This is a genomic window from Paenarthrobacter sp. TYUT067 (genome assembly GCF_023656375.1).
Taxonomy (GTDB): Bacteria; Actinomycetota; Actinomycetes; order Actinomycetales; family Micrococcaceae; genus Arthrobacter.
The window spans coordinates 111,317-137,479 of the sequence record NZ_JAMOIT010000016.1; the positions used below are offsets into that span (position 1 = coordinate 111,317).

Annotated in this window: 25 protein-coding genes and 1 riboswitch; of the genes, 6 read left to right on the plus strand and 19 right to left on the minus strand. The window is 62.0% G+C overall.

Translation table 11 applies throughout. The annotated features are described in order from the left end of the window. Positions 1-111: 111 nt before the first annotated feature. The 5 genes from MOD31_RS15305 to MOD31_RS15325 all read right to left on the minus strand — a co-directional run bounded on the left by MOD31_RS15305 (position 112) and on the right by MOD31_RS15325 (position 4,718). The gene (locus tag MOD31_RS15305; protein ID WP_223941954.1) at positions 112-1,191 is read right to left on the minus strand and encodes a ribonuclease HI family protein; all 1,080 of its coding nucleotides are present in this window, start codon (positions 1,189-1,191) and stop codon (positions 112-114) included. A gap of 211 nt (positions 1,192-1,402) precedes the next feature. Continuing rightward, complete coding sequence (gene groL, locus MOD31_RS15310; RefSeq protein WP_142940101.1) at positions 1,403-3,028, minus strand: chaperonin GroEL; 1,626 nt, start codon at positions 3,026-3,028, stop codon at positions 1,403-1,405. Between the two features lie 297 nt (positions 3,029-3,325). Further along, the gene (locus MOD31_RS15315) at positions 3,326-3,529 is read right to left on the minus strand and encodes a cold-shock protein (RefSeq protein ID WP_011773737.1); all 204 of its coding nucleotides are present in this window, start codon (positions 3,527-3,529) and stop codon (positions 3,326-3,328) included. Between the two features lie 171 nt (positions 3,530-3,700). Next, positions 3,701-4,333 carry a LytR C-terminal domain-containing protein gene (locus MOD31_RS15320; RefSeq protein ID WP_250821035.1) on the minus strand — a complete coding sequence of 211 codons (633 nt, stop codon included), beginning with the start codon at positions 4,331-4,333 and terminating at the stop codon, positions 3,701-3,703. 49 nt (positions 4,334-4,382) lie between these two features. Beyond that, positions 4,383-4,718 (minus strand): DUF3263 domain-containing protein, encoded by a 336-nt coding sequence (locus MOD31_RS15325; RefSeq protein ID WP_024819788.1) that lies wholly within the window; start codon positions 4,716-4,718, stop codon positions 4,383-4,385. Between the two features lie 110 nt (positions 4,719-4,828). Between MOD31_RS15325 and MOD31_RS15330 the strand changes: the two genes are divergently transcribed. Further along, a complete protein-coding gene (locus MOD31_RS15330; protein WP_250821036.1) occupies positions 4,829-5,596 on the plus strand; it encodes a uracil-DNA glycosylase in 768 nt (255 codons plus the stop codon). An 82-nt stretch (positions 5,597-5,678) separates the two neighbouring features. Beyond that, positions 5,679-6,518: a siderophore-interacting protein gene (locus MOD31_RS15335; RefSeq protein ID WP_250821037.1), complete on the plus strand. Its 840-nt coding sequence runs from the start codon at positions 5,679-5,681 to the stop codon at positions 6,516-6,518. A 94-nt stretch (positions 6,519-6,612) separates the two neighbouring features. Here MOD31_RS15335 and MOD31_RS15340 read toward each other — a convergent pair whose 3' ends face one another. The 10 genes from MOD31_RS15340 to MOD31_RS15385 all read right to left on the minus strand — a co-directional run bounded on the left by MOD31_RS15340 (position 6,613) and on the right by MOD31_RS15385 (position 19,097). Then, positions 6,613-8,100, minus strand: a complete 1,488-nt coding sequence (locus MOD31_RS15340; RefSeq protein ID WP_142940105.1) for a threonine/serine exporter ThrE family protein — start codon at positions 8,098-8,100, stop codon at positions 6,613-6,615. Positions 8,101-8,127: 27 nt separating this feature from the next. Then, positions 8,128-9,444, minus strand: a complete 1,317-nt coding sequence (locus tag MOD31_RS15345) for a peptidoglycan bridge formation glycyltransferase FemA/FemB family protein (protein WP_142940106.1) — start codon at positions 9,442-9,444, stop codon at positions 8,128-8,130. Between the two features lie 110 nt (positions 9,445-9,554). Next, complete coding sequence (locus tag MOD31_RS15350; protein ID WP_142940107.1) at positions 9,555-10,643, minus strand: peptidoglycan bridge formation glycyltransferase FemA/FemB family protein; 1,089 nt, start codon at positions 10,641-10,643, stop codon at positions 9,555-9,557. A 108-nt stretch (positions 10,644-10,751) separates the two neighbouring features. After that, a complete protein-coding gene (locus MOD31_RS15355; protein WP_250821038.1) occupies positions 10,752-11,573 on the minus strand; it encodes a DNA/RNA non-specific endonuclease in 822 nt (273 codons plus the stop codon). Positions 11,574-11,588: 15 nt separating this feature from the next. Further along, positions 11,589-11,840 carry a hypothetical protein gene (locus MOD31_RS15360; RefSeq protein ID WP_142940109.1) on the minus strand — a complete coding sequence of 84 codons (252 nt, stop codon included), beginning with the start codon at positions 11,838-11,840 and terminating at the stop codon, positions 11,589-11,591. A 41-nt stretch (positions 11,841-11,881) separates the two neighbouring features. After that, a complete protein-coding gene (locus MOD31_RS15365) occupies positions 11,882-13,294 on the minus strand; it encodes an L-serine ammonia-lyase (protein ID WP_250821039.1) in 1,413 nt (470 codons plus the stop codon). 173 nt (positions 13,295-13,467) lie between these two features. Then, entirely contained in the window at positions 13,468-13,854 is a 387-nt protein-coding gene (gcvH, locus tag MOD31_RS15370) for a glycine cleavage system protein GcvH (RefSeq protein ID WP_024819780.1), read from the minus strand. 323 nt (positions 13,855-14,177) lie between these two features. Continuing rightward, the gene (gene gcvT / locus MOD31_RS15375) at positions 14,178-15,326 is read right to left on the minus strand and encodes a glycine cleavage system aminomethyltransferase GcvT (RefSeq protein ID WP_250821040.1); all 1,149 of its coding nucleotides are present in this window, start codon (positions 15,324-15,326) and stop codon (positions 14,178-14,180) included. A 13-nt stretch (positions 15,327-15,339) separates the two neighbouring features. After that, positions 15,340-18,186 (minus strand): aminomethyl-transferring glycine dehydrogenase, encoded by a 2,847-nt coding sequence (gene gcvP / locus MOD31_RS15380; protein WP_250821041.1) that lies wholly within the window; start codon positions 18,184-18,186, stop codon positions 15,340-15,342. Positions 18,187-18,366: 180 nt separating this feature from the next. Next, a riboswitch (glycine riboswitch) is annotated at positions 18,367-18,464 on the minus strand. Positions 18,465-18,557: 93 nt separating this feature from the next. Then, on the minus strand, positions 18,558-19,097 hold the full coding sequence (locus MOD31_RS15385) for a TetR/AcrR family transcriptional regulator (protein ID WP_105691509.1): 540 nt from the start codon (positions 19,095-19,097) through the stop codon (positions 18,558-18,560). A gap of 73 nt (positions 19,098-19,170) precedes the next feature. On the opposite strand from MOD31_RS15385, the gene MOD31_RS15390 reads away from it, so the two are divergent. Continuing rightward, on the plus strand, positions 19,171-20,721 hold the full coding sequence (locus MOD31_RS15390) for an MFS transporter (protein WP_250821042.1): 1,551 nt from the start codon (positions 19,171-19,173) through the stop codon (positions 20,719-20,721). An 84-nt stretch (positions 20,722-20,805) separates the two neighbouring features. Here the strand turns inward: MOD31_RS15390 and MOD31_RS15395 are convergent, their stop codons facing one another. Then, the gene (locus tag MOD31_RS15395) at positions 20,806-21,465 is read right to left on the minus strand and encodes a cyclodeaminase/cyclohydrolase family protein (protein ID WP_250821043.1); all 660 of its coding nucleotides are present in this window, start codon (positions 21,463-21,465) and stop codon (positions 20,806-20,808) included. Positions 21,466-21,555: 90 nt separating this feature from the next. Between MOD31_RS15395 and MOD31_RS15400 the strand changes: the two genes are divergently transcribed. After that, a complete protein-coding gene (locus MOD31_RS15400; RefSeq protein ID WP_166841668.1) occupies positions 21,556-22,779 on the plus strand; it encodes an amidohydrolase in 1,224 nt (407 codons plus the stop codon). Between the two features lie 97 nt (positions 22,780-22,876). On the opposite strand, the gene MOD31_RS15405 is transcribed toward MOD31_RS15400, so the two are convergent. Continuing rightward, positions 22,877-23,884 (minus strand): NAD(P)/FAD-dependent oxidoreductase, encoded by a 1,008-nt coding sequence (locus MOD31_RS15405; RefSeq protein ID WP_308196377.1) that lies wholly within the window; start codon positions 23,882-23,884, stop codon positions 22,877-22,879. A 101-nt stretch (positions 23,885-23,985) separates the two neighbouring features. Between MOD31_RS15405 and MOD31_RS15410 the strand changes: the two genes are divergently transcribed. Continuing rightward, positions 23,986-24,567, plus strand: a complete 582-nt coding sequence (locus MOD31_RS15410; protein ID WP_166841617.1) for a helix-turn-helix domain-containing protein — start codon at positions 23,986-23,988, stop codon at positions 24,565-24,567. Between the two features lie 31 nt (positions 24,568-24,598). On the opposite strand, the gene MOD31_RS15415 is transcribed toward MOD31_RS15410, so the two are convergent. Continuing rightward, positions 24,599-24,901, minus strand: coding sequence for a helix-turn-helix domain-containing protein (locus MOD31_RS15415; RefSeq protein ID WP_250821044.1), 303 nt, complete (start codon positions 24,899-24,901; stop codon positions 24,599-24,601). Between the two features lie 67 nt (positions 24,902-24,968). Here MOD31_RS15415 and map point away from each other — a divergent pair, with 67 nt between their 5' ends. After that, positions 24,969-25,748: a type I methionyl aminopeptidase gene (map, locus tag MOD31_RS15420; protein WP_250821045.1), complete on the plus strand. Its 780-nt coding sequence runs from the start codon at positions 24,969-24,971 to the stop codon at positions 25,746-25,748. 14 nt (positions 25,749-25,762) lie between these two features. On the opposite strand, the gene MOD31_RS15425 is transcribed toward map, so the two are convergent. Beyond that, positions 25,763-26,163, minus strand: a 401-nt coding sequence (locus MOD31_RS15425) for an HNH endonuclease (protein ID WP_250821046.1), incomplete at its 5' end; no start/stop codon positions are given.

The following is a 26,163-nucleotide window of genomic DNA, read 5'->3' on the forward strand; positions in this document are numbered from 1 at the left end:
ACCCTCCCATGAACTCCTGCGGGGCGGGCTGTCTTCCCCCTGTGCAGCCGCCTCGCAGGTCAGGAGTAACTTCCGTTCAGCGTCAGTTCTCCGGCCTAGCTTTCATCCGACCTAGCTTTCAATAGTCCCCTGGTGGAAACGAAGTCGCCATTGGCCGCGGTCCAGCATCCAGACGGAACTGCGAAGTGCTGAGCCCGTGGTTGCGAAGCTTCGGTAATTCAACAGCATGGTGTTGTCGCTGAGCCGGTCTGCGCTGAGCAGTTCCAGTTCAGTCGGTTCTCCCGGGTCCTCTTCCAAAGCCACCATCATGGCGTCCCGCGTCCAGAACCTGCCCGAACTCCCGATCTCCGCGAAGTCCGGGTGGAGCAGCACAGCAATCCTGCCAATGTCCGCCCTCACATCGGGCCGAAGCAGTTCCCGCTCCAGCGCCAAGACGGTGTCCTCCGCCGACAACTGCTGGGACGAGGCGTCATCCTCCAGCTCACTGAAGAGATCGGCCTGGCCAAAGATGCCGGATTCGCCAAAGAGCGTCGGCTCAAAATGCGGTCGAAGGCTTCGGTCTGCCTTCGTGGCCGTGGAAGCAGCGCCCACAGCGGAGGCGCCGGCACCGGTGCTTGAAGAGACGGGCAGAGGAGCACTGTCTTGCATACGTGACTCAGCCTGCCGCTGCGACTCAGCCTGCTGCTGCGAGCCTTCCCGCTCTTGGCTCGGACCGCCCTCGTGGGCTCCAGGGAACCCAGGGCCTGCTCGGTGCGCAACGCCCTGCTGGTAGGCGGTAGCAACAGCGCGGGCGCGCTCGTCTGCTGCTTCATTGAGGGGGTGACCAGCATGGCCCTTGACCCATTCGAAGGAGTATTTACGGCCAACGATCACTTGGTCAATGTCCTTGAGAAGGTCCACATTCAGCACGGGCTTGCCGTCGGCCTTGCGCCAACCCTTCCGCTTCCATCCCGGCATCCACTTGGTGATGCAGTTAATGACGTATTGGCTGTCGCAAAGGATCAGCAGTTCTTCCTGCGGCACGTGGGCCGTGGACCGGAACAGGTCCAGGACGGCCATTAGTTCGCCCTGATTGTTGGTACCGTGCGGCCAACCCCCTGCTCGCCAACAGGAGTCATCAACATACCAGGCCCAACCGGCCGGCCCAGGATTACCGAGGGCAGACCCATCGGCGGCAGCAATAATCGTCATGGGGTTAATCCTGCCAGACCCCACCGACACTGAAACCGTGCTAGCACCCAACTAGGTCGCATCAGTGCGCGTTCTGAGCCCTCTAAACGCGCACTTATGCGACCTAGTTGGGCTGGGACCGCAAAACGGCGGCCCCCACCAAATGGTGAGGACCGCCGTCGTAATGCTATTCAGCGTGATGCCGGGTGCTGTATCGCTACAGCAGGGAGACTTAGAAGCCGCCCATGCCGCCCATGTCGTCGCCGCCGGGAGCCGGAGCGTTCTTCTCAGGCTTGTCAGCAACTACGGCCTCGGTGGTCAGGAAGAGACCAGCGATGGAAGCAGCGTTCTGGAGAGCCGAGCGGGTGACCTTTACGGGGTCGTTGACGCCGGCAGCCAGAAGGTCTTCGTACTCGCCCGTGGCAGCGTTCAGGCCGTGGCCGGAAGGCAGGCCGCGAACCTTGTCCACCACAACGCCCGGCTCAAGGCCAGCGTTGAAGGCGATCTGCTTCAGCGGTGCATCGATGGCAACCTTGACGATGTTGGCACCGGTTGCCTCGTCACCCTGGAGGGTGAGGTTGGCGAATGCCTTGGCACCAGCCTGGATGAGGGCTACGCCACCACCGGCAACGATGCCTTCTTCAACAGCAGCCTTTGCGTTGCGGACTGCGTCCTCAATGCGGTGCTTGCGTTCCTTGAGCTCAACTTCGGTTGCGGCACCGGCCTTGATGACTGCAACGCCGCCGGCCAGCTTGGCCAGGCGTTCCTGCAGCTTCTCGCGGTCGTAGTCGGAGTCGGAGTTCTCGATCTCGGCGCGGATCTGGGCCACGCGGCCTGCGATCTGATCGGCGTCGCCGGCACCTTCAACGATGGTGGTCTCGTCCTTGGTGACAACAACCTTGCGGGCGGTGCCGAGGAGTTCCAGGCCAGCGTTTTCGAGCTTGAGGCCAACTTCTTCGGAGATGACCTGGCCACCGGTGAGGATGGCGATATCGGCCAGCTGTGCCTTGCGGCGGTCACCGAAGCCCGGAGCCTTGACGGCAACGGACTTGAAGGTGCCACGGATCTTGTTGACGATCAGGGTGGCCAAGGCCTCGCCCTCGATGTCTTCGGCGATGATCAGCAGCGGCTTGTTGGACTGCATGACCTTCTCCAGAACCGTGACGAGTTCCTTCACGTTGGAGATCTTGGAGTTGACGATGAGGATGTACGGGTCTTCGAGGACCGTTTCCTGGCGCTCTGCGTCGGTGACGAAGTAAGCGGAGATGTAACCCTTGTCGAAGCGCATGCCTTCGGTGAGTTCGAGCTCCAGGCCGAAGGTGTTGGATTCCTCGACCGTGATGACGCCTTCCTTGCCCACCTTGTCCAGGGCTTCGGCGATGAGGCTGCCGATTTCCGGGTCGCCGGCGGAGATGGAAGCGGTAGCTGCGATCTCTTCCTTGGTCTCGATTTCCTTGGCGGAGGCGAGCAGTTCGCTGATGACTGCCTCAACAGCCTTCTCGATACCGCGCTTGAGGGACAGCGGGTCGGCGCCGGCGGCAACGTTGCGCAGGCCTTCCTTCACCAGTGCCTGGGCGAGGACGGTTGCAGTGGTAGTACCGTCGCCAGCGACGTCATCCGTCTTCTTGGCAACTTCCTTGACAAGTTCTGCACCGATCTTCTCGTAGGGGTCGTCCAGTTCGATCTCCTTGGCGATGGAAACGCCATCGTTGGTGATCGTGGGGGCGCCCCACTTCTTTTCGAGGACGACGTTGCGTCCACGCGGGCCGAGGGTGACCTTGACGGCGTCTGCGAGGATGTTCAGGCCCCGCTCGAGGCCGCGGCGTGCCTCTTCATCAAATGCAATGATCTTGGCCATAACGGCGGTAGTCCTTTCGGGACAGTCGTTAAGAAGGTACCTGTCAGATGGGGTGCCCGCGACGGACGGTCCATTGCTTGCGGCCTCTGTATGCCACGCGCTCCGGACCTCACCCCACCAAGGTGTTTCTTGATCCTCCGCAGATTCGACGCCTGCCCGCCGCCGGGATGAGCCGGGCCGGACTTAGCAGTCGAACCGTAGGAGTGCTAACTCAATAATTAGCACTCGACCGGTGAGAGTGCAAGCAGGGATGCCACTTCCCGCTACAAATGGGAGGGCTTTCAGCCGTGGGCTGACCTACGCGACGCGGACGCCTTCGGCCTGCGGACCCTTCTGGCCCTCCCCAAGTTCGAACTCAACACGCTGACCTTCTTCGAGGGCGCGGAAGCCATCCATCTGAATGGCCGACCAATGCACAAAGACGTCGTCGCCGGATTCATCCACAGTGATGAATCCGTAGCCTTTTTCGGCGTTGAACCATTTGACGGTTCCCAAAGCCATAATGCCCACACTTTCGCAGTAGCCAAGACCGGTTGCCGGGATCTCCGTACCGGAATCAATCCACTGTAACCACTGTCACCATCACCGCGCTGCCCCAAAGAGCGAAGGCACCGCTTTTGTTATTGAGGCTTAACCGAGTTGGGCCTTATCGCTTCCAGCCGGGCGTGATTCTTATTGGAAACCGGGGCCGGCCACAACCACCAGGGGTTGTTGAACCTCAGGCGTTTCCACAATGGTTTGAATGCCCAGCAAGGTTCCCAGGGCCTCAGCGTTCGCCTTTTGCTCCGGGGCGTTGTAGAAGATCACGGACGTCTGCTGCGGCAGTCCACCCCAGTTCCCCACCGTGCTCAACGCCCAACCATCACCCTGAACGAGGCCGGCCACACGCCCGGCCAAGCCGGCTGTTCCAGCGCCGTTGTACACAGCTACCGGAGTGGTCTTGTCCACAGGAGCCGAGGAGGGAGTCGCAGAAGGAGAATCCGACGGCGCCGGTTCGGTGCTGGCTTGACTGCCGGGATCGCCGGAGGCGGACGGCGCGCTGCTCGCTTCAGTGGGTGCAGCTGACGGTGCTGTTGAAGTCTGCTGGGGTGACGGCGTCGTGGCGTTTGATGCTGCGCCCGGTGATACCAGCCCAAGGTTGGGGAGGATCAGGAAGGCCACCAGTCCGAGCACCAAGGCCACTGCCCCAACGGTCAGGACCGGCCACAGGGTGGGGCGTGCGGTCTCTTGGGCGTCGCGGTGAACGCCTTGACGGGACGTGTTCTGCGGAACCCGGTCGAATTCGTCCTTGGCATATTTGGTCATGGTGAAGCGGTGTCCTTGCTGGTTGCTGCTGACTGATCAGCCTGGCGATTTACGCGTCGGACCCCAAGCGACGTGCAGTCCTCGCACGCTGGCGGGACGTACGTAGTCTACGCAGTCTCTTGACGAGCATGGGATCGTGGGCCAACGCGTCCTCGGTATCGATCAGCGCGTTCAGGATCTGATAATAGTGGGTGGCGGAGAGGTCGAACAGCTCGCGGATAGCCTGTTCTTTGGCCCCGGCGTACTTCCACCACTGCCGCTCCAGTGCCAGCATCTGCTGATCCCGTTCGCTCAACGGAGAGTCGCTGCGGGTCTCGGCTGCGAGGTCCTCGAGCGCGAAACCTGTGGCCTGCGACGCCATCGGTTCCGGTGCTGGTTCTGCCACGGCACACTCCTTCGACGCTTATTGGGGGGAAAATGTCCTACCCCCATGCTACGGGCGAATAACAAGGCTGTCATTCGCAGTGCGGGTGCCGCGCGGGAGACAATAGCGTGATGACTGGCGAGGATGCACTCTTTGATCTTGAACCTGCCGACTCGGCCGACCCGGGCTTCGCCGCGTTGTGTGAGGCGCCGCTCGAAGACCTGATGGCTCCCGACTGGGCCGACGCCTTGCGCCCTGTGGAAGGCCAACTCCGGGAGACCCTGAAGTACGTGGCCGGCCAATCCTCAAACGGCGCACAGGTTCTTCCTGCGGCCAAAAACCTGCTGCGGGCTTTCGGGCAACCGCTGGCCGATGTCAAAGTCTTGATTCTCGGCCAGGATCCCTACCCGACTCCCGGCCACGCCGTTGGACTTTCCTTCGCAGTGTCGCGGCAAACACGGCCCATCCCCCGAAGCCTGGTCAACATCTATCGCGAACTCCACGACGACCTCGGACTTCCACCGCGCGTCCACGGCGATCTCGGCGCCTGGACCGAGCAAGGCGTCCTGCTCCTGAACCGAGTCCTCAGCGTCGAAGCCGGGAACGCCGGTTCCCACCGCGGCAAAGGTTGGGAGGCCATTACGACGGCGGCGGTCACCGCCGTCGTAAACCGTACAGACGGCGATGGGCGGCAAAGTCCGCTGGTGGCGATCCTGTGGGGCAAGGACGCCGAGGGCGTGGTGCCGCTGCTGGGCGGGGCGCCGTCCATCGTGTCCGTCCATCCGAGTCCGCTGTCGGCCTCGAGGGGTTTCTTCGGCTCAAAGCCCTTTAGCCGGACCAACGATCTCCTGGTGGGTTTGGGCGCGGACCCCATCAACTGGGAACTTCCGGTTCTGTAGACTCACGGCTGCAACCTCCGGCAGCTGTAACCTTCGACTCATACCCAGCCGGTGCGCAGGTCATTAGCTTAGGCTTGCCTACATGACTGCACTCCCCGTCACTTCATCCGCTTCACGCAAGACTCGCCCGCAGGTGACCCTGACCGTCCTGCGCAACGAACGCCTGTCACCGCACATGGTTCGGATCGTTGCAGGCGGACCAGGATTCAGTGACTACGCGAACAACGAATACGTGGACCGATACGTCAAGATCGTCTTCCCCCAACCCGGCGTGGAGTACGAACTCCCGCTGGACTTGTGGGCCATCCGCGACACCATGCCCCGCGAGCAGTGGCCCCACACTCGTACGTACACCATCCGCTGGGTGGACTTGGAAGCTCAGGAACTGGCCATCGACTTTGTGGTCCACGGCGACGAAGGACTGGCTGGCCCCTGGGCTGCAGCGGCCAAGCCCGGCGATTCACTGACGTTCACAGGTCCGGGCGGTGCCTACAACCCCGCACCTGACGCCGACTGGTACCTGTTCGCCGGCGACGACGCCGCCATACCGGCCATTGCGGCCTGTGTTGAGGCCCTTGCTCCGGATGCCCGCGGCACCGTGTTCCTTGAAGTGGACAACGAGGCGGACATTCTTCCGATTTCCGCACCCGCAGGTGTGGAGTTGCACTGGCTGCTGCGCAAAGGGATTCAGGCGGGATCCAGCCACCTGCTCCTTGAAGCACTAAGAAACACCGAATGGCTGCCGGGACGAGTGGATGTCTTCGCTCACGGCGAGCGGGGCTACATGAAGGGTCTCCGCGAGATCTTCTTCGTGCAGCGCCGCTTGGAGCGTTCGCAGGTATCGCTCTCCGGGTATTGGGCGCAGGGTCGCGTGGAGGAAGTCTTCCAGGCAGAAAAGAAGCTCCCCGTCGGACAAATCTAGACTCAGGTCAAATCTAGACTCAGGACAGATCAAGCGTCACTTCTTAAAGCCGAACGGCGCCGCCTCATTGGGCAGCGCCGTTCGGCTTTTGTGGTTAGCGCCTGCGTACCCTGCGCCGTTCGTTGCTGGACAACCCCTTCGTGAGCGGTCTGGCCAAGTTGTCGCCCAGCACAATGCCCGCCGCCACTCCCAGCACTATGGCGCCGGCGTTGAGCATTCCACCCGCACCCAGAAGGATGTTGCCCCCCTCAACGGTGAGCGCGTACATGGAGCGGAAGATCGTCAGACCTGGCAGCAGGATCAGTGCAGCTGGAACAGCCACCACAAGCTGCGGTGCCCCGAGTTTGAGCGCCACTACACGGCCCAACAAGCCGATGGCCACGGCGGCGACCGCTGGTGACAAGCGGTCGCCAAGGCCGGCTTCGCCCACCCCCCACAAGACGAAGAAGCCCACTATGCCAACTGCCGCCGTCGGGAGTAACAGCCGCATTTGAGTCTGTTCGGTGACGCCGATGGCCACCACCGCGATGGCAATGAGCACTGCCTGGATCCACAGCGGATACGCGTCCGGGAAGGTTTGCGTGACGTCCAGGACGGCGCTGCCCATGAGCGTTCCCACCACCACGGCGACGCCGATACCTGCCACGATCGCACCGAATGTCAGTGCCGTGGAAAGAAAGCGGCCCGCCGCCGTTACCGGGAAGCCGTTGATCGCGTCTTGAACAGATGAGACAAGTCGACCCGTTGGCAGCAGCAGCAGGATTCCGCCGGCAACCACAATGGAAGGAGCAATGTCCACACCCGCCCACCGCAGCATCAGGGCAATAAAGGTAACCAGGAATGCGCACGCCATGGTGTTGAAGAAGTCCGCTGTGCGCCACCGTGCTAGCTGCCGGGAGAGCAGGCTGATCAGGATATTGGAGCAGAAGGCAACCACCGACGCGCCCAGTCCCCCACCCAGTACGCCAACAAATACCGCCGAGAAAATACCGAACGCTATGGTGACCATCCACCGGGGGAACGGTTTGGCGCTGCGGATGATCTCGTTCAACCTGCGCACGGCTTCGTCACGGCCTACTCCCCCTGCCACGATGTCCGTGACCAACTGATGCACCTGAGCCAGGCCAGCGTAGTTGTTGGTCCAGGAGCGCACTACACGCAGCAGCGTGATGGGAGTCTGGTCTTTGGGCGCATAGTTGATGGCCACCGACTGGTTGGTGATGTCCACTTCAACGTTCTTAAGGCCAAGAGCTGCTGTGACCGCAATCATGCTGGTCTCCACCTCAAGGGCACCTGCACCATAACGGAACATGACTTCGGCCAAATGCAGAGCGAAGTCGATGGTCTTGCGGGCCGAAGCGTCCACACCCACCACTTGAATGGTGGGGTTGGCGTAAGGACTTCCGGCCAACCGGTCCACGATGTTCATGGGTGCGGTGGGCGGGCTATCGCCTTGAACCAAACGCATCAGCATGCGCTTGGCGTTGACGTTCTGCCGGACCTGGGATGGCCGCAACGGCTGGGTTTTAGGCAACCCGTCGGTATGGGGCCTGTTGGCGGACCCGTCGGGGCGTTCAGTCACGCGGTGATCCTCCCTTGGCTTGTGTGATTAGCGATTCCTCCGAAATTTTCCTACTACCGGCAATTTCTCAAGGGGCAATCGTCCCAGAACTGTCTGGGCGGCCCCTGCGAGCTTCCTGACCGCGCGGTAGCCATGGAAGATGAGCGGGTTCACCGGCGCTACGAAATCGCCCACCAACTGGACCACCTCGCCACCGAAGCCCTTCTTGAATTCGTAGCCTCCATGGCCGGTTTCATCCTGGCCCTGGATACCGAACGTGCCATAGAAGTTGTAGCGCGAGTATCCGTTGTTCAACGCGTGCAGCATCATGCCCCAGTAAAGGGACGTGGCGCCGTTGAAGTAGATGTAGTCCTGCACTGTTCCGCCAATGACGCACACCAGTTCGTCGCCGGAGCACGCAAAGTGGATGGCGGCCACCGTAGCCACACCCACGGAATCGGGGAAGCGTTCAATGTCCTTGAGGCTGCGCTCGTAGCTGTCCACCAGGTCCTGGACCACTTTGACCCGGTTGGCCTTCTTCTTGCTGCCGGTCTCCTCGACCTCGCGCTTCAGATCGGCCAAGGTCTTGGACTCGGCTTCCAGGCGCTCCGTGATGGAGGCCCGGTACTCGGGAATGTTGATCTTGGCCATCATGAGCTTGGTGAACTCATCGGAGGTATTCCGCAGGAGTTGCTCGTAGTACTCGCGTTCGCGGTACGTGAAGCCCTTCTCATCACCAGCGGTGCTCAGCGCGTTGTAAAAATCGTCCAGCGTCTCCAGCGTGGCCTGTTCCAGGTAGACGCCGTTCTTCTCGGCTTTACGGATGGCCTTGCGCGTGCGGTAGTTCATCCCCATGATGAGCTCTTCGGAGTCAGCGATCCCGTCGAGCTGCTTGATGAACATCCAGTTGATATTGGCGAAGTTCATGTCGAAGCCCTGGTGCGTGAAGCCAAGCCCTTTGAGCTCCTTCAGCAGCGGGCGGTTGTCTTCAACTTCGGGGTGTTCGGCGCCTTCTTCGTCCCGCGCGATGTACCGGATGTTGGGCGAAATGCGCAGCTCGGCAGCCTTCTTGGAGGCCGCATGCTTCTTCAACCGCTCGACGACGAAGCTCACCACTGTGGGGTCGCTGTAGTCCATCAGGGGTCCCTTGGCGCAGTCTGCGGTCTTGTACCCGATGCGGTTGGACGTGTACACCAGCTTTCCCGCAGCAATGAGGGTGCCGCCGCGAGTCACACCGAAGAGTTCCACTTCCTGCCCACGGGCGCGCTGGAAACGCGTTAGATCCATGGACTGGATGAAGCTCCCCTGCGGGTGTCCCTTGGCGAATGTCTCGAAATCAGCGTCACTGAGAATCACGAATTCCATGTCGGTTCCAGCCTCAATCGGAGTCAAAGAAATTACCTCACCTAAAAGTAGATTGCACCCGTTGGTGGCCGGGGCGGGCCTGAATTTGGCGTGCTGGCTGCGGGTGGCCGTCAGTAGAACTGACCGCCGGTACGCCTGGTTTCGAGCCTTCTGAACACCTTCTCAGCGCCCTTGAGCCACAGCTTGTGGCGGACGGGGCCCAGGACAAGGTCATAACAACCCACGAAGTCCGTCACGGTTTTGGTGAAGCTTGTCTTGAACGATCCCAGTCCGTACAGGGGGTGGCTCTTGTCCTTGATCCGGTCAGCAGAGGGTGTGCCGCAGAAGTCGTACTCCACGCAACCGAGCTCCTGCATACGCTGGATCGCTGCCCATTGGACCAGATGGGAGTCGCCGTACTGCTTGCGGTTCTGGGTAGAGCCGCCGTCCTTGTACGTCGCTTTCGATCCGTAATTGATGACGAATGCACCAACGCTAGGTGCGCCGTCCTCATATACGAAGAAGAAGTGGCCCTGCCCACGGCTGCAGAACTCTTCCCAGAACCTGGAGTAGTACTCGTAGCTCCGCAGCGGCATGGAGCCTTTAGCGTCCATGGTGTTCCGCATGAGGGCGTAGAGCTTGCGGTAGCTGTCCTCACCCGGCTCGGCCTGAACTACCTCGCAGCCTTCACGCTCCGCCCTACGCACGGCATTACGGGCACGCGAGGATATGCTGCGGAGGACTTCATTGGCCGGCGCGGAGATATCCAGCAGAGCCGTGGAGTCATTGGACTGGATGTTGGGAGCTTTGACCAGTCCGGCGGCATTAAGTTCTGCCACGGCCTCAGCCGAGTCCACAATGTCAGGCTCGATCTTGATGCTGAAGACGTTCATCTTCTTCTCGCGAGCCAGCGCGGCCACTGCTTTCAGGGCCGGCTGAATGTCACTGACCTCCAGGACGTCCGGTCCCTTGATCAGGTACCAGAGCCGACCCATTACGGGGAACTTCTTCTCCAGGAGCAGGTTGTAGCTGGAGTACTCCTGAGTCTCCACGACGAGCCGCCGGACGAGCCAGCCGTTTCCGTCCTTGACCGCCGCGTAGGCGTCCGACTGCAGCATGTTGCCGCCGTTCGGATTTGCCGTGACGTGCTTGTCCCAGTTATCGATTTCCTCGGCGGTGGCAAAGCGGGCGGTAAATTCTCGCAAGGTGGCCGTGTCCAATCTCAGGGTTTTGGTGCAGTGTTCAAAAGCGTAGTGCGCATGCGGACATGCAGCCCCAAGTCTATCGGGGTATGTGGATATCGCCCGATTCTGCTGGATCACCACGGTTCAGAGCCTGATCTGCTCCATGCTCTCCAGCTCTATGGCCCTGGGTTCCACGCCGGATTCCCGCTGGCCGCTCACAAGCCGATCCGCATTGATCAGCCTGCTGAGGCTGAGCCCGGTCAGATCCGCTATCTGCCCGATGGGCACTTGGAACGTCCTGAAGGGGCCCAGCGGCGGTGGCTCGCCCTCAAGGAGCCGCTGGACGATTGCCTTCTTCAGCTCCACCTTGCCCAGCATGGGTGACTGGTCCAGGACAAAGCCGACGGCGGCCAGCTTGGCGTCGTTGGTCCATGCCGCAATTTTCCAAAACTTTCGAGGGATCTGAACACCCCGATATACGGGGTCGTCATCGACAAACACCGGCCCCGTGAACACGCTCAGCTTTGCGTCATAGGCATCAGCATGGCCAAGAACGTGGTCTTCGAGCCCCACCCAGAGCTCCTTGCCCTGATTGAAGTCATCAATTTGTGGTGCCGCATTGGTGTAACTAAAGGTGTCCTGATTGGCTTTCTTCGCCGTTGCTGAATCGCCCCACACCGGATCCAGGCGCCGGACCAGATGGCCGCGATCAAACGCATTGTTCTTGTACAGATCCGGGCCGGCCTGCTGCTCCCGGGGGATTCTGTCATCCACACGCCATGACCCCTCACGGGCCAGCGGCACCAGTTCCTTGCCGTTGATGTTCACTCCCACAATTGCCGCGAGCTTCCGGGCAACCCGGAACCGCACGGAGAAGTGGGTGTAGTCCAAAAGAATGGTGGTTGCCGACGGACTGGGCAGTTCAAGCCGTGTCCGCAGAAAGTCCCTGCTGTATCCCCCGCTCATGGATACAGCATGACATCAGGGGCTGACAGTAATGGGGCGCCGGGCCCTTCGCTGCTCAAGAAGTGCCACCACAACGGCCGCCACTGGGCCGGCGACGGGCACAGCAAGCGCCAATAGCGCCAACGCGAACCGAACGCCCGGTGAGAAGGACTTAGTGCGAAGTACCAGGATCAGGGCAGCTACAAACAGAAGCAGTGACACTAGCCCGGCCCCCACCACTGCGGCTTCCCAAAGCGTGGGAACAATGGGATTTACTTGATCATTCATACGGTCCCCCAGAGACAGTTGTGAACCCACAGCCTACAGAATTAGCATTCGACGACGTTGACGGCCAGGCCGCCCATCGCGGTTTCCTTGTACTTATGGGACATGTCCTTGCCCGTCTCCCGCATGGTCACGATCACCTCGTCCAACGACACCCGATGCGTCCCATCCCCCCACAACGCCATCTTCGCCGCGTTGATGGCCTTCGCCGCCGCGATCGCGTTCCGCTCAATACACGGAATCTGCACCAACCCCCCGATCGGATCACACGTCAGCCCCAGATTATGCTCCATGGCGATCTCCGCCGCGTTCTCCACCTGACCCGGCGTACCGCCCATCACCTCCGCCAACCCGGCAGCAGCCATCGACGACGCCGACCCCACCTCACCCTGACACCCCACCTCAGCACCCGAAATGGACGCCTGCTCCTTATACAAAACCCCCACAGCACCAGCAGCGAGCAGGAACTTCACCACCACATCATCCCGGTCCTGCTGGGTAGCTTTGTCCATGCCCGGGGCATAGTTCAACGCGTAATACAACACCGCCGGAATAATGCCCGCCGCACCATTAGTCGGCGCCGTTACCACCCGGCCACCGGAAGCGTTCTCCTCATTGACCGCCAACGCGATCAGGTTCACCCACTCCTGCCAATACTTCGGATCATTCCGGTCCTTGTCCTCCTTCAGGAGCCGCTCCAACCAATCAGGAGAACGACGACGAACCTTCAAACCCCCGGGCAACACACCCTCACGCTTCAACGACGTTTCAACACAGGCCTCCATCACGGACCAGATATGCAGAAGACCCTCACGGATCTCCTCCTCAGACCTGCTGGCACGCTCATTGATGAACATGATGTCGCTAATGCCCAACCCCTTGGACGAACACCGGCCCATCAACTCCGCCGCCGTCCTAAACGGCAACGGCAACTCCTTCTTCGACTCCTCAAGATCCTCCAGAGCCGCGTCTTCCTCACCCTCCCGGACAATGAACCCACCACCCACCGAAAAGAACGTCGCCTCCCGCACCACGTTCCCCTCAGCATCAGAGACCTGAAACTTCATCCCATTCGTATGCCGCGGCAACACCGTCAACGGATGAAGAACCATATCCTCCACCGCATACGGCAACTCCACACCCCCACCCGAAGCACCAGCCAGATTCAGCACACCCGTCTCGGCGATCGCAGCGAGCCGTTCCTCAACCTCGTCCGGCAGGATCAGCTCAGGGTGATAACCCTCCAAACCCAGCAACGTAGCCGTCATGGTCCCATGCCCCCGGCCCGTCGCAGCCAACGAACCATACAAATCAACCCGCAGCGAAGCCACCGAACCCAGGACACCAGCGTCCTTGAGCTCCCGGGCAAACACCGCCCCGGCCCGCATCGGCCCCACAGTATGAGAACTCGACGGGCCAATACCCACAGTAAACAGATCGAAAACGCCAACAGCCATGGTCGGGATTCCTTAACAAAGCTTGAAAACGGTCCGGCAGATGGTCCTACCGGAGGGCCGCCCCCCGTGTGCCGGTCAGCCCGGCGCCCAATTCGGGGTCTAGCTGCAGAACATGCCGTGCGCACGGCACAGCCCGCAGCGAACCCCCGAATCGGACTCGGTCGGGGTGGGAGTTAGGAGAGGTCTCCGCCATTCTTGGAGGCGTATTCCTCAGCCGAGAGCAGCGGGCCCTCGGACTCAGCGGCGACCTTGAACAACCAACCGGCGCCGTAGGGATCGTTGTTGATCAGGGCGGGGTCGGATACAACGGCGTCGTTGATCTCGGTGACCTCACCGGTGACCGGCGAGTACAGGTCAGAGACGGACTTGGTGGACTCAACTTCGCCACAGGTCTCGCCAGCAGTTACAGAGGAACCAACCTCGGGGAGGTCGACGTACACGATGTCACCCAGTGCGTCGGTGGCAACCTCGGAGATACCAACGGACACGGAGTTCCCGTCTCCGCGTGAAACCCACTCGTGCTCGTCGGAGTACTGAAGTTCGGGCGCTACTTTGGGCATTCTGTTTCCTTTACGTGTAGTGGCTACATCTAATTGTGTCGCGTGTGGGCCGTCTGAGTGGTTGGCCTGGCGGTGTGGCACCGAATTCCTCCGCGTGCTGCTCCTTCGTCGCTTTGACGCACGCTTCCGGAATCCGCTCCCCCACCGCACGGCCACGCGAGTCCGGCCTCCGGCAGCATGCTCCCCACCGTCCCCCTCGCCTCGCAAGCTCGGCCAGGGAACCCGGACGGCGTGGCCCCCGTGGAGCATCGCGTCCGCTCAGCGGGCGCACATGCGACCGAGCATGCAGAGGAGGTCGGACCCGCCGGCCGAAGGCGACTGATTCAGCGAACCCGCTTGTAGAACGGCAGTGCGACGACTTCGAACGGCTCACTCTTACCGCGCAGGTCAATATCCAGCGCGGTGCCCGGCTCAGCAAAAGCGACGTCGACATACGCCAACGCTACCGGGTAGCCGAGCGTGGGGCTGGGCTGGCCGGAGGTGACTTCGCCAATCACTGCGCCGTCCTTGAGGACCGGGTAGTGACTGCGTCCGGCACGGCGACCGAGGCCCTTCAGGCCAACGAGTTTCCGTCCGCTGGTGGAGCCGGCGCCGTCGGCCTTCAGTGCAGCCAGTGCGTCCTTGCCGACGAAGTCGCCTTCCTTGGACAATGCCACTACGGGACCGAGTCCTGCTGCGAAGGGGTTGCCTTCACGGGAGAGCTCGTTGCCATAGAGGGGCATTCCGGCTTCGAGACGCAGGGAATCGCGGGAGGCGAGGCCGGCTGGGGTGAGTTCGCCTTCATTCGCGGCAGCCGCAATCGCCTGCCACAGTGCGGCAGCTGATTCGTTGGCCACAAAGATCTCAAAGCCGTCTTCGCCGGTGTATCCGGTGCGGGCGAGCAGCAGGTCTTGCGTGCCGCCGTCGAACGTGAACGGTACTTCCACCGCCGCGTAGTACTTGAGTTCGGTGACCAGTGCGTGCTGTTCGGCGGGCACCAGGCGGAGCAGGATGGCTTCGGCGAGGGGACCCTGCACGGCAATCAGCGAGGTCTCAGCGGAGGCGTCTTCAACTACGACGTCAAAACCGGCGGCGCGCTCCTGCAGCGCGGACGCCACAACCGCAGCGTTGCCTGCGTTCGGTACCACCAGGAATTTGTCCGAGCCTTCTTCGGTAGAGGCCCGGCGGTAGACGATCAGGTCATCGATGATGCCGCCGTCTTCCTGGCAGATCAGCGTGTACTTGGCCTTGCCGACGGCCATGGCGGAGATCTTGCCTACCAAGGCGTAGTCCAGGAACGCGGCGGCCTCGGGACCGGTGACCCAGACTTCGCCCATGTGGGAGAGGTCGAACAGGCCTGCGGCCTTGCGGACGGCGTGGTGCTCGGCCAGTTCGGACGAGTACTTGAGGGGCATCTGCCAGCCCCCGAAGTCGGTGAAGGACGCGCCGAGCTTCTTGTGCTCTTCGTAAAGGGCTGTGTATTTCTCAGTCATTTTCCGGAACCCCTTAGTTTTCGAAGTCTTCGATTGGCGGGCAGGAGCAGACCAGATTGCGGTCGCCAGCTGCGCCGTCGATGCGACCCACCGGCGGGAAGTATTTGTCCTGCTTCAGGTGGTGGACCGGGAAGGCGGCCTGCTCACGCGGGTAGGAACGGTCCCAATCGGAACTTACGACGGCGGCAGCCGTGTGGGGTGCGCGGCGGAGCGGGGAATCCTGCACGGAGAAGTCGCCGTGGGCAACCTGGTCGATCTCGGCACGGATGGCGATCATGGCTTCGATGAAGCGGTCGATCTCCGCAAGGTCCTCGGACTCGGTGGGCTCCACCATGAGCGTTCCCGCTACCGGGAAGGCCAGGGTGGGTGCGTGGAAGCCGAAGTCGATGAGGCGCTTGGCAACGTCCTCAGCGGTGACGCCGGTCTTGGCTGTCAGTTCACGGAGGTCGAGGATGCACTCGTGGGCAACAAGTCCGCCTTCGCCGGTGTAGAGGACCGGGAAGTACTCGTTGAGGCGTGAAGCGATGTAGTTCGCAGCGAGCAACGCGGACTTGGTGGCTTCGGTGAGACCCTGGCCGCCCATGAGCTTCACGTACGCCCAGGAAATCGGCAGAACGCCGGCAGAACCGAAACGGGATGCGGAAATCGGGACGTCGTTGCCCTCAGTCCAAGACGCGGCATCACCGGGCATGAACGGCGCCAGGTGTGCCTTCGCCGCTACCGGGCCAACGCCCGGTCCACCACCACCGTGCGGGATGCAGAAGGTCTTGTGCAGGTTCAGGTGGGACACGTCGCCGCCGAACTTGCCCGGCTGGGCCAAGCCAACCAGCGCGTTGAGGTTGGCGCCGTCGATGTACACCTGGCCGCCGGCCTCGTGGATGGCGTCGCAGACTTCGCGGACGTCGGCGTCGTACACACCGTGCGTGGACGGGTAAGTGATCATGATGGCGGAGAGAGCGTCGCGGTTAGCTTCGATCTTGTTCTTGAGGTCAACGTGATCGATGGTGCCATCCGGAGCGGTGGCAACAACCACTACCTTCATGCCGGCGAGCACTGCCGAGGCAGCGTTGGTGCCGTGCGCGGAAGCAGGAATGAGGCACACGTTGCGCTGATCATCGCCGTTGGACAGGTGGTAGCCGCGGATCGCCAGCAGGCCCGCGAGCTCGCCCTGAGAACCGGCGTTGGGCTGGATGGAAACCTGGTCGTAGCCGGTGATCTCGGTCAGCTGGGCTTCGAGGTCGCCGATGAGTTCACGCCAGCCCTCGGTGTGGGAGTCCGGTGCGAACGGGTGGATGGAGGCGAATTCCGGCCAGGAGATGGCTTCCATCTCTGCCGTAGCGTTGAGCTTCATGGTGCAGGAGCCCAGCGGAATCATGGTGCGGTCCAGCGCGAGGTCGCGGTCAGAGAGCTTGCGGATGTAGCGCAGGAGCTGGGTTTCGGAGCGGTGCGTGTTGAACACCGGGTGCTGCATGAAATCGCTGGTGCGCTCCACGGAGGATTCCAGGGCGAAGCCTTCAGCGGTTTCGGTTACCGAAGCACCAAAGACTTCAAGGAGACCGCCGACAATCTCAGATGTAGTGGTCTCGTCTACAGAGATGCCCACCAAATCAGCGTCAACGCCGCGGAGGTTGATGCCCTTGGCCTCAGCGGCGGCCACGATCTCCGCAGCCTTACCGGGGACGTGGACGGTGATGGTGTCGAAGAAGGAACCGTGGAGGACCTCGACGCCGGCCGCCTTCAGGGACGCTGCAAGGGTACGGGCGTGACCGTGCGCGGTCTCCGCGATCGCTTTCAGGCCTTCAGGGCCGTGGTAAACGGCGTACATCGACGCGACGATGGCCAGGAGCGCCTGCGCAGTACAGATGTTGGAGGTGGCCTTCTCGCGGCGGATGTGCTGCTCTCGGGTCTGCAGCGCCAAGCGGTAGGCGGGGACGCCGGCGTCGTCCTTGGAAACGCCAACCAGACGGCCGGGCATGGAACGCTCCAGCCCCTTCTGGACGGCCATGTACGCAGCATGCGGGCCGCCGAAGAACAGCGGAACGCCCAGTCGCTGCGCGGAACCAACGGCGATGTCGGCGCCCTGCTCACCCGGAGGGGTGATGAGCGTCAGGGACAGAAGATCTGCAGCCACGGTGACCAGTGCGCCGCGTTCTTTGGCTGCGGCGATGACGGCGGAGTGGTCGAACACGCGGCCGGAGACACCGGGCTGCTGCAGGACGACGCCGTTAATGGTGCCTTCCGGGAGGCCCAGGGACAGATCGGCCACCTCAACCTCGAAGCCAAGCGCTTCCGCGCGGCCCTTCACGATCGCGATGGTCTGCGGCAGGCAGTCGGCGTCAAGGACGGTCTTGCCATCCTGGGCAGCTTTGTTCTTGTTGGCGCGGCGCATCATCAGGACGGCCTCGGCCACGGCAGTTGCTTCGTCCAGCAGGGAGGCGTTGGCGATCGGCAGGCCAACCAGGTCCTGGACCATGGTCTGGAAGTTGAGGAGCGCTTCGAGGCGGCCCTGCGAGATTTCCGGCTGGTAGGGGGTGTAGGCGGTGTACCAAGCCGGAGATTCCAGGATGTTGCGGCGGATCACCGGCGGCGTCACGGTGTCGTAGTAGCCCTGGCCGATCATCTGAACGGCAGTCTTGTTCTTGGAGGCGAGCTTGCGGAGCTCGGCAAGAACCTCAACTTCGCTCAGGGCGTTTTGCAGGGTGAGCGCAACATCCTGGCGGATATCGTTCGGGACGGCGGTGTCGACCAGCGAATCGACGGTGTCGTAGCCGATGGACTTGAGCATGGTCTCAATGTCGGCCTGGCGGCGGGCGCCGATATGCCGATCGACGAAGGTGGTGGAGGCAGAACTAACCGTCACGAAGGAACTCCATTACTTGGGCGGCGTTTGGGTACGCCACAGCGGCTGGGTTCCTCCCCGCTCTGTATTGGACCTGAGAGTTTCCGCGCGTTGCGTGAACAACCATCGCTTGCACCGTCGGTGAGCACAATACCCGTTCGCCCGTGGATAGGCTGAGTACCTGCTGCTTTCCAGAGTTGCCTCGCCGCGGCGGTGCGTGGGCCTGAGAGATTCCTGGGGAGGGTTTGCTCCTACGGCGCCTGCATCACTTGCCTGCAGGACTCTCCCGCCGCAGATCAAAGGCATGTTCAATTGTGTATGGGCACCATGTAGGGCACGCCACAAGAGTTAATTGTCCTACGCTCGGGCCTCAGCAGCAAATGGATGAGCTGCTACTTCCGCAGGCGTTCAAGGACCCCCAGAAGGATTTCGACGTCGGCCTCCCGCCCGGCATTGCCGCCCTCCTGGCCGCCTTCAAAGATCGCGTTGAAATAGAGTCCGTCGCCCATATAGCTGACAGCCTTGGCAACCTCGGGTCCGACGTCTTCTGCCAGCACGTCAAGCCACCGCTGTTGAATTGCGGCAAACCTGCGGCGGGTTTCCTCGTGAGCCACCTCAGCCAGCCTGGTAGCGGCGACGAATGCCCGGTCCATGGGCGTATCTGCCCAGAGAGAGGACCTGATGAAGTATGCCGCTGAACCATCCGGCGCCGCCTTCATGAGTTCAGTATCTTCATCGGCCAGCAGGTCCAGGCGCTCCAAAAGGGCCGTAATCAGCGCTTCCTTGTTGGGGAAGTGGTAGAGCAGTCCGCCTTTGGACACCCCTGCGCGCTTGGCGACGGCGTCTAGTGTGGCAGCCCGCTCCCCTACTTCTATGAGGAGGGCTTCAAAGGCATCCAGGACGGCGTCCCGGGCAATTGGTTTTCGTGGCATGTATCCATCATTCCCTAAAGGTTCATGGGGGCTATAGTTGAAACTGTACCGTCTGGACGGTATAGTTGAATCCATGTTCTCGCCGTCCTCAACCCAAGCACCCCGTTCCGCTCACCCCGTCAAGGGCCAAGCGGCACCGTGGCGCGACTGGACGGCCTTGGCACTCCTGATGTTTCCGGTGCTGCTGGTGGCCGTCGACAACACCGCGCTCACCTTTGCCTTGCCGGAGATTGCCCGCTCCCTGAATGTCGGTGGCGTGCAGTTGCTGTGGATTGTTGATGCGTACCCGCTGGTCCTCGCAGCACTGCTCGTCTCCATGGGCAACTTGGGCGACAGGATCGGACGACGGCGGCTGCTGCTGATCGGCAGCACGGGCTTCGCGGCGGTGTCGGCTGCTACAGCATTCGCGCCGTCCGCTGAATGGCTGATCGCCGGGCGCGCCGGTCTTGGTGTCTTCGGCGCCATGTTGATGCCGTCCACGTTGTCCTTGATCCGGAACATCTTCACCGACCCCAACCGTCGCCGCTTGGCGATCGCTGTCTGGGCAGCCGGGTTCTCCGGTGGCGCCGCCCTTGGCCCGATCTTTGGCGGCTGGCTGGTGGAGCACTTCTGGTGGGGCGCCGTCTTCCTGGTTGCAGCATTCCTACTTCTCCCCCTGCTGGCTTTCGGCCGGGTCCTGATTCCGGAGTCCATGGACTCCAACCCTGGACGTGTGGATGTGCGCAGTATTCTCCTCTCCGTGGTCACCATGGCGCCGTTCGTATACGGGATCAAGGAATTTGCGGTTCACGGTTTCGGAGCCTCCGCAGCAGCCTTCATGGGCTTTGGCGTGGTGATGGGCATTCTGTTCGTGCGTCGCCAGCAGCGGATCGAGAACCCCATGTTGGATGTTGCCTTGTTCAAGAACAAGGTGTTCAGCACGGCCATCGTGGCGAACGTGCTGTCCCTGTTCTCCATGACGGGTTTCATCTACTTCTTCGCACAGCACTTGCAACTTGTTGAGGGCCAGTCCCCTATGGAGGCCGGTATCGCCATGATTCCCGCCCTCCTGGCCACGGTCATCGCCGGACTACTGGTGGTGCCATTGGTCAAGCGCGTGCGGCCAGGGTTCGTTGTGGCCGCAGGCCTGACGCTCAGCGCTGTGGGTTATCTGATCGTCGTAGTGGGCGATCACGGCAGCGGCCCCGTGTTCCTGTTGTCGGCGCTCACCGTGTTGGCCGTGGGGGTTGGCGCGGCGGAGACGATCTCAAATGACCTCATCCTGGCATCGGTGCCGGCCGACAAATCCGGCGCCGCCTCGGCCATCTCCGAGACCGGCTACGAGCTGGGGTCGCTCCTGGGAACGGCAGTACTTGGCTCCATCCTCACGGCGTCCTACCAGCACAACCTGATCATGCCGGACGGCATCTCCGAGCAGGCCGCCGGGAATTCCGGTGAAACCCTCGCCGGTGCTGTTGATGCGGCGGGCGCTCTTCCGGCTCCATTGTCGGAGGCGCTCACACATGCCGCCCGGACAGCTTTCGAGTCCGGCGTCCACATCACTGCGGCGATTGGGCTGGTACTGATGGCTGGCGCGGCAGTGCTCGCCGCCGTCGTGCTCCGGCGTGTGCCGAAGGCGCAGTAATAGGCAGAGCGCCGAAGGCGCAGTAATGCCGTTGTGAGGCCCGCTCTGCATGGTTCCGTAGGGACTTGCCATGCAAACCGGGCCTCACAAGGCTTCGGTCGGCGCCGCTTTCTTGTCGACGCCGGCAGTCAGTTGGTCGATTCTGTCGAGGGCTTCGCTGAGCTGGCTGACTGTGTTCCACAACTCCGGGTGTTGTTCCCTGACTTCCTGCAGCGTGGCGCCGGCGGAGGTCAGGGATGCGAGGTCGAAGCTTACGTTGGTTCGGGCCCCGGCTATGGCTGCCCGGAGTGCCCCGAAACCCACTACGACGTCGGCGATCAGCGCAGGATTTCCGTTGGCGGCGAGCCACCCGAGGTCTTCAATGGCATCAATGGCCCGCTCCCCGAGCACCGCGGATGCCTTAGCGGCATCGACGGAGGCTTGATGGATGGCCTTCTCGCGTTCAGGTCCGGGATCCAGGCGGAAAGCGGCGCCGAAGGCATTGGAAGCGGAAGCGTCGTCATCGGCTAGTTGCAGGGCAGTTTGCCGGAGTTTGAGGGCACGGGAGTGAATGCCGTCGAGCTGTTGGTGCTGCGACTTTTCCGGCTCGGTATATCCGGCCACCATGGACGTCAACGACGCCGCGATGGAGAGCATCACCCCGGTTCCAGCACCGCCTCCCGGGGACCCGCTGGATTCTGCCAGCGCCTTGGTCCACTCCTCAACAGTGGACAGCTGTGTGGTGACTGATTCGGAATGGTTCATGCCCTCCAGTGTGCCGGGGCTTCCCAGACTTTGCATTTATGGGCTGGATACACTGGCCAAACTATGGCGTCGAACGAAAAGGGCAAACTCATGACCATTGACCTCGAAGAGCTTTACAAAGACCTGCACGCCAACCCCGAACTGTCCTTTCAGGAGACCCGAACAGCCGGGATCGCTGCGGGACATCTTGAAGATCTTGGCTTCACCGTTCATCGCAATATCGGAAAGACCGGCGTTGTTGGTGTTCTGGACAATGGGCCCGGGCCGGTGGTGATGCTCCGGGCTGACATGGATGCGTTGCCGGTCAAGGAAACAACGGGTTTGGACTACGCAAGCACTGCGATGGGTGTTGATCATGAGGGCAAAGACATGCCTGTCATGCACGCCTGCGGCCATGACGTGCATGTGAGCTGCCTAGTAGGCGCGGCGGAGGTTCTGGCGGGCCGGCGTGATGAGTGGCAGGGCACCCTGATCGCCCTCTTCCAGCCGGCCGAGGAATGGGGCGGCGGGGCAGCAACCATGGTTGCCGACGGGCTGTATAACGTGGTGCCGAAACCAGATATCGTCTTGGGCCAACATGTTGCCCCGTTCCCCGCCGGCTGGTTCGGCATCCGGCCCGGCGTCACCATGGCGTCCGCCGATTCCCTCAACATCACCCTGCACGGACGAGGTGGCCACGGATCGCGTCCGGAGACCACTGTTGACCCGGTGCTGATGGCAGCTGCAACCACCGTGCGGTTGCAGGGCATTGTGTCGCGTGAGCTCGCCGCCAGTGACTCCGCGGTGGTGACTGTTGGGCAGATTCATTCAGGAACCAAGAACAACATCATCCCCGAAACAGCAACTCTAGGCCTGAGCGTCCGCACCTTCAGCGATGCCACCAGGGACAAGATCCTCGGTTCCATTGAGCGCATTGCCAAGAGTGAATCCACAGCTTCAGGCGCGCCCAAGGACCCTGAGATCAAGTTTGAAGAGCATTTCCCGCTGACCGTCAACGACCAAGCTGCGACCGGCAGGGTGTCCGCTGCCTTCAAAGCAAAGTTCGGCGAGGCACAGATCATGGACCCTGGCCCGGTGTCCGGAAGCGAAGACGTTGGAGCCCTGGCGAAGGCCGCCGGAGCTCCCCTGGTTTTCTGGTTCCTGGGTGGCGCCGAACCTGCCCTGTTCAAGGAGTTCGCCACAACAGGTCGGCTTCCGGAGGACATTCCCTCTAATCACTCGCCGTACTTTGCTCCCGTCATTGAGCCGACGCTGGCTCGCGGAACCGAAGCGCTGGTGACGGCTGCCCGGGAATTCCTGACGTCTACATCCTAGGGTGCCGGAGCCTTACTACGGGCCCACTCGCACAAGGAAAGGCGCTGCATGCGCAGCGCCTTTCCTTGTCGAATTTCGATTCGGTCCGGGATTCCTATCAGCGGGATACAGCCGACTTGCGCGCATCCTCAACAGCCCGATTGGTCTCCTCCATCATGAGATCTGCGTTGATTGCGGCTCCTGACATGACACCTGCGGCTGCAGAGGCCATCACCTGGCCCATGAGGTCGGTGACGTTTCCTGCAGCGTAGACACCCGGCACTGACGTGGCACCACCCATTGGATTGACCTCTACGTGGCTTCCCACCCTCATGGGGTGCTCCACCGTGGGGACACCCAAGGATTCCAGCACGGCAGACCTGGCCTCCAACCGTGGGGCGGTGACTACAGCTTCCACTGGGATGGTGGTTCCCGATGCCAGGATGACACCCGCCAAAGCGTCGTCAGTTACTTGGAGGGCCTGGACTTTGCCGTCCACTACGGTGATGGAACGGGCAGCCAACTGCTCCCATTGTTCTTCCGTCGGCTCCACCACGTCATTGAGGAACAAGGTGATGTTGGAACTCCATTGGCGGAACAGCAACGCCTGGTGCAATGCCATCGGCCCTGACCCCAGGATCCCGATCGCTTTGTTCCGGACTTCCCAGCCGTGGCAATAGGGGCAGTGCAGGACATCTTTGCCCCACCGCCCACGAAGGCCTTGCACGTCCGGGAGTATGTCCACCAGTCCGGTGGTGACCAGCAAACGGCGGGCTCTCACCGTTCGTCCGTCTGCCAGATCCACCTCGAAGGTGGGTTCGGATCCGTTCGCAGGGCCGGCCGTCGAGCTTGCCCCGACTACGATGCCGGACACGATGTCCACTCCGTACTGGATCGCCTCCGCGCGTCCGAGTTCCAGCAGTTCCTTGGGATTGATTCCGTCCCGCGACAGGAATCCGTGCACCCCGGCCGCGGGAGCATTTCGCGGCTCGCCGGCGTCGATGACGAGGACGGACCGTAAGGCCCTGCCGAGCGTCAGCGCGGCACTCAAGCCAGCCGCGCCACCTCCCACCACTACGACGTCATACTCGTCCACCGTTCCGATGTTCTCGATTTCCGTACCCACAAGTGCCTCCACGTATCCAGCGGCCCTGCGCCGCTTCTTCCATGGTTTGCCAGAAGGCAAGAAACAGCAAGGAAGTTTGCCAATATGGCAAACTGGGGAACATGACTACCGATTTCAGCATCATGCTCGACGCCGTCGGCCCTCGCCTGCGCGCGATGAGGACCCAACGCAACGTGACCCTTACTGAAGCTTCGGAAGTAACAGGCATCTCCGTGAGCACGCTCTCCCGGCTTGAGTCAGGTCAACGCAAACCGACCTTGGAGCTTCTTCTCCCCATTGCGCGGCTGTATCAGGTCCCATTGGAAGAACTCATCGACGCTCCGGAAACGGGCGATCCCCGCATTCATCTCAAGCCGCACGTTCACGAGTGGGGAACGGCCGTTCCTCTCACGCGACGCCCTGGCGGCATCCAGGCCTTCAAGATGGTCCTCAGGGGTGGCACGGGCAAGGAGACTCCCACACCGCAATCACATGAGGGCTACGACTGGGTATATATCCTCAACGGCAAGCTCAGATTGGTCCTAGGCGAGAACGACTTTGTCCTGAAACCGGGCGAGGTGGCGGAATTTGATACCCGCACACCACACTGGTTTGCCAGCGCCACCAAAGAGCCGGTGGAGCTTCTCACTCTCTTCGGGCAGCAGGGCGAACGGCTCCACGTCCGGGCACGGCCCAAGCGCTGAGGCGCGCAACACTGGCAGCTCAGCACTCAGGCTACGAGGCCAACCATTCGCGCGCGCTCCGACGTGGGCTGCCCGGCTCAATGTCACGCTCCTGCTGATTGATCTCCGCCCAGACCTCATCGAGGGATAGTCCCAGAACCTCGGCGATCGCAGCAACAGTGGGGAACGCGGGCGTCGCAACCCGCCCTGATTCGATCTTTCGAAGCGTTTCGGGCGACACTCGAGCATCCAGAGCCGTCTCCAGCATGGAGCGTTCACCCCGCGCACGACGCAAGAGAGCTCCGAGGCGTTGTCCGCGCTCGGCCTCTGCGGGTGTAAGCGGCAACCTGACCATGGATCCAATTGTAATACCGGGATAATATGGCCGGGATAGTTATTGGTTGCTACATGAAAGGTCCCGCATGATCGAGATCCTGAGCCACTCAGAACTAGGCCGCGCCAAGGAAGCCGGCGCTCTGGTCGCCAACATTTTGCACACGCTGAAGGGCCGCGCAACGGTAGGAACGAATCTCCTGGACATTGACAGGTGGGCCAAGAGCATGATCCTCGAGGCCGGGGCCGTCTCCTGCTATGTGGACTACGCCCCATCCTTCGGTCGCGGACCATTCGGGCACTACATCTGCACTGGCGTCAATGATGCCGTCCTGCACGGGTTACCCACGGATTACAACCTGGCCGAGGGCGACCTCCTGACCCTGGATCTGGCAGTTTTGAAGGACGGAATCGCGGCCGACTCTGCCATCAGCTTCATCGTTGGCGAGTCCAGGCCGGCTGAGAGTGTGGCCATGATCGAAGCAACCGAACGTGCCTTGCGCGCAGGCATTGAGGCCGCCCGGACGGGCGCTCGAATCGGCGACCTCTCCTATGCCATCGGCTCAGTCCTCAGCGAAGCCGGATACCCCGTCAACACCGAGTTCGGAGGCCACGGCATCGGCTCAACCATGCACCAGGAGCCGCACGTTCCGAACATGGGCCGCCCCGGCCGAGGGTACAAGCTACGGCCAGGACTCCTACTGGCCTTGGAGCCCTGGGTGATGGCCAACACCTCCCAACTGGTCACCGACGCCGATGGCTGGACGCTCCGCAGTGCGACCGGTTGCCGCACTGCCCACAGCGAGCACACCATCGCCATCACCGAAGACGGCGCCGAGATTCTAACCCTGCCCACCGTGGCTGCTTAGACGCTGGCCCAAGGTTAGATTCCCGCCATGCGCGGTTTCAGCTGGCCGCTGGATCCACATTCCGCGCCTTCAGCAGGCAAAGGTTCCGACTGCTGACCCGACGACGAGCGAGCCACATCCACAGCACACTCATTCGACATTGCTACAGGTGGCGCGGATTGTAACGGCTGGGCGCGGACATGCCCCGGCAGTGGAGGTGCCTTGGATACATAGGCGTGGCCTGTGGGTGTGCTGATCTGGAGCGTGTGGCCGCCTTGTTTGTCCCCGGTCACCCTCTTGCTGTTCCAGCCGGGGTTTTCTTTGGTGTGGTTGCAGGCTTCGCAGAGTCCTGCGCCGTTGTTAGGTGTGGTGGTTCCGCCGGAGCGCCAGGGGACCACATGGTCGATGTGCCGGATGGGCGCGTCACAGTAGGGGG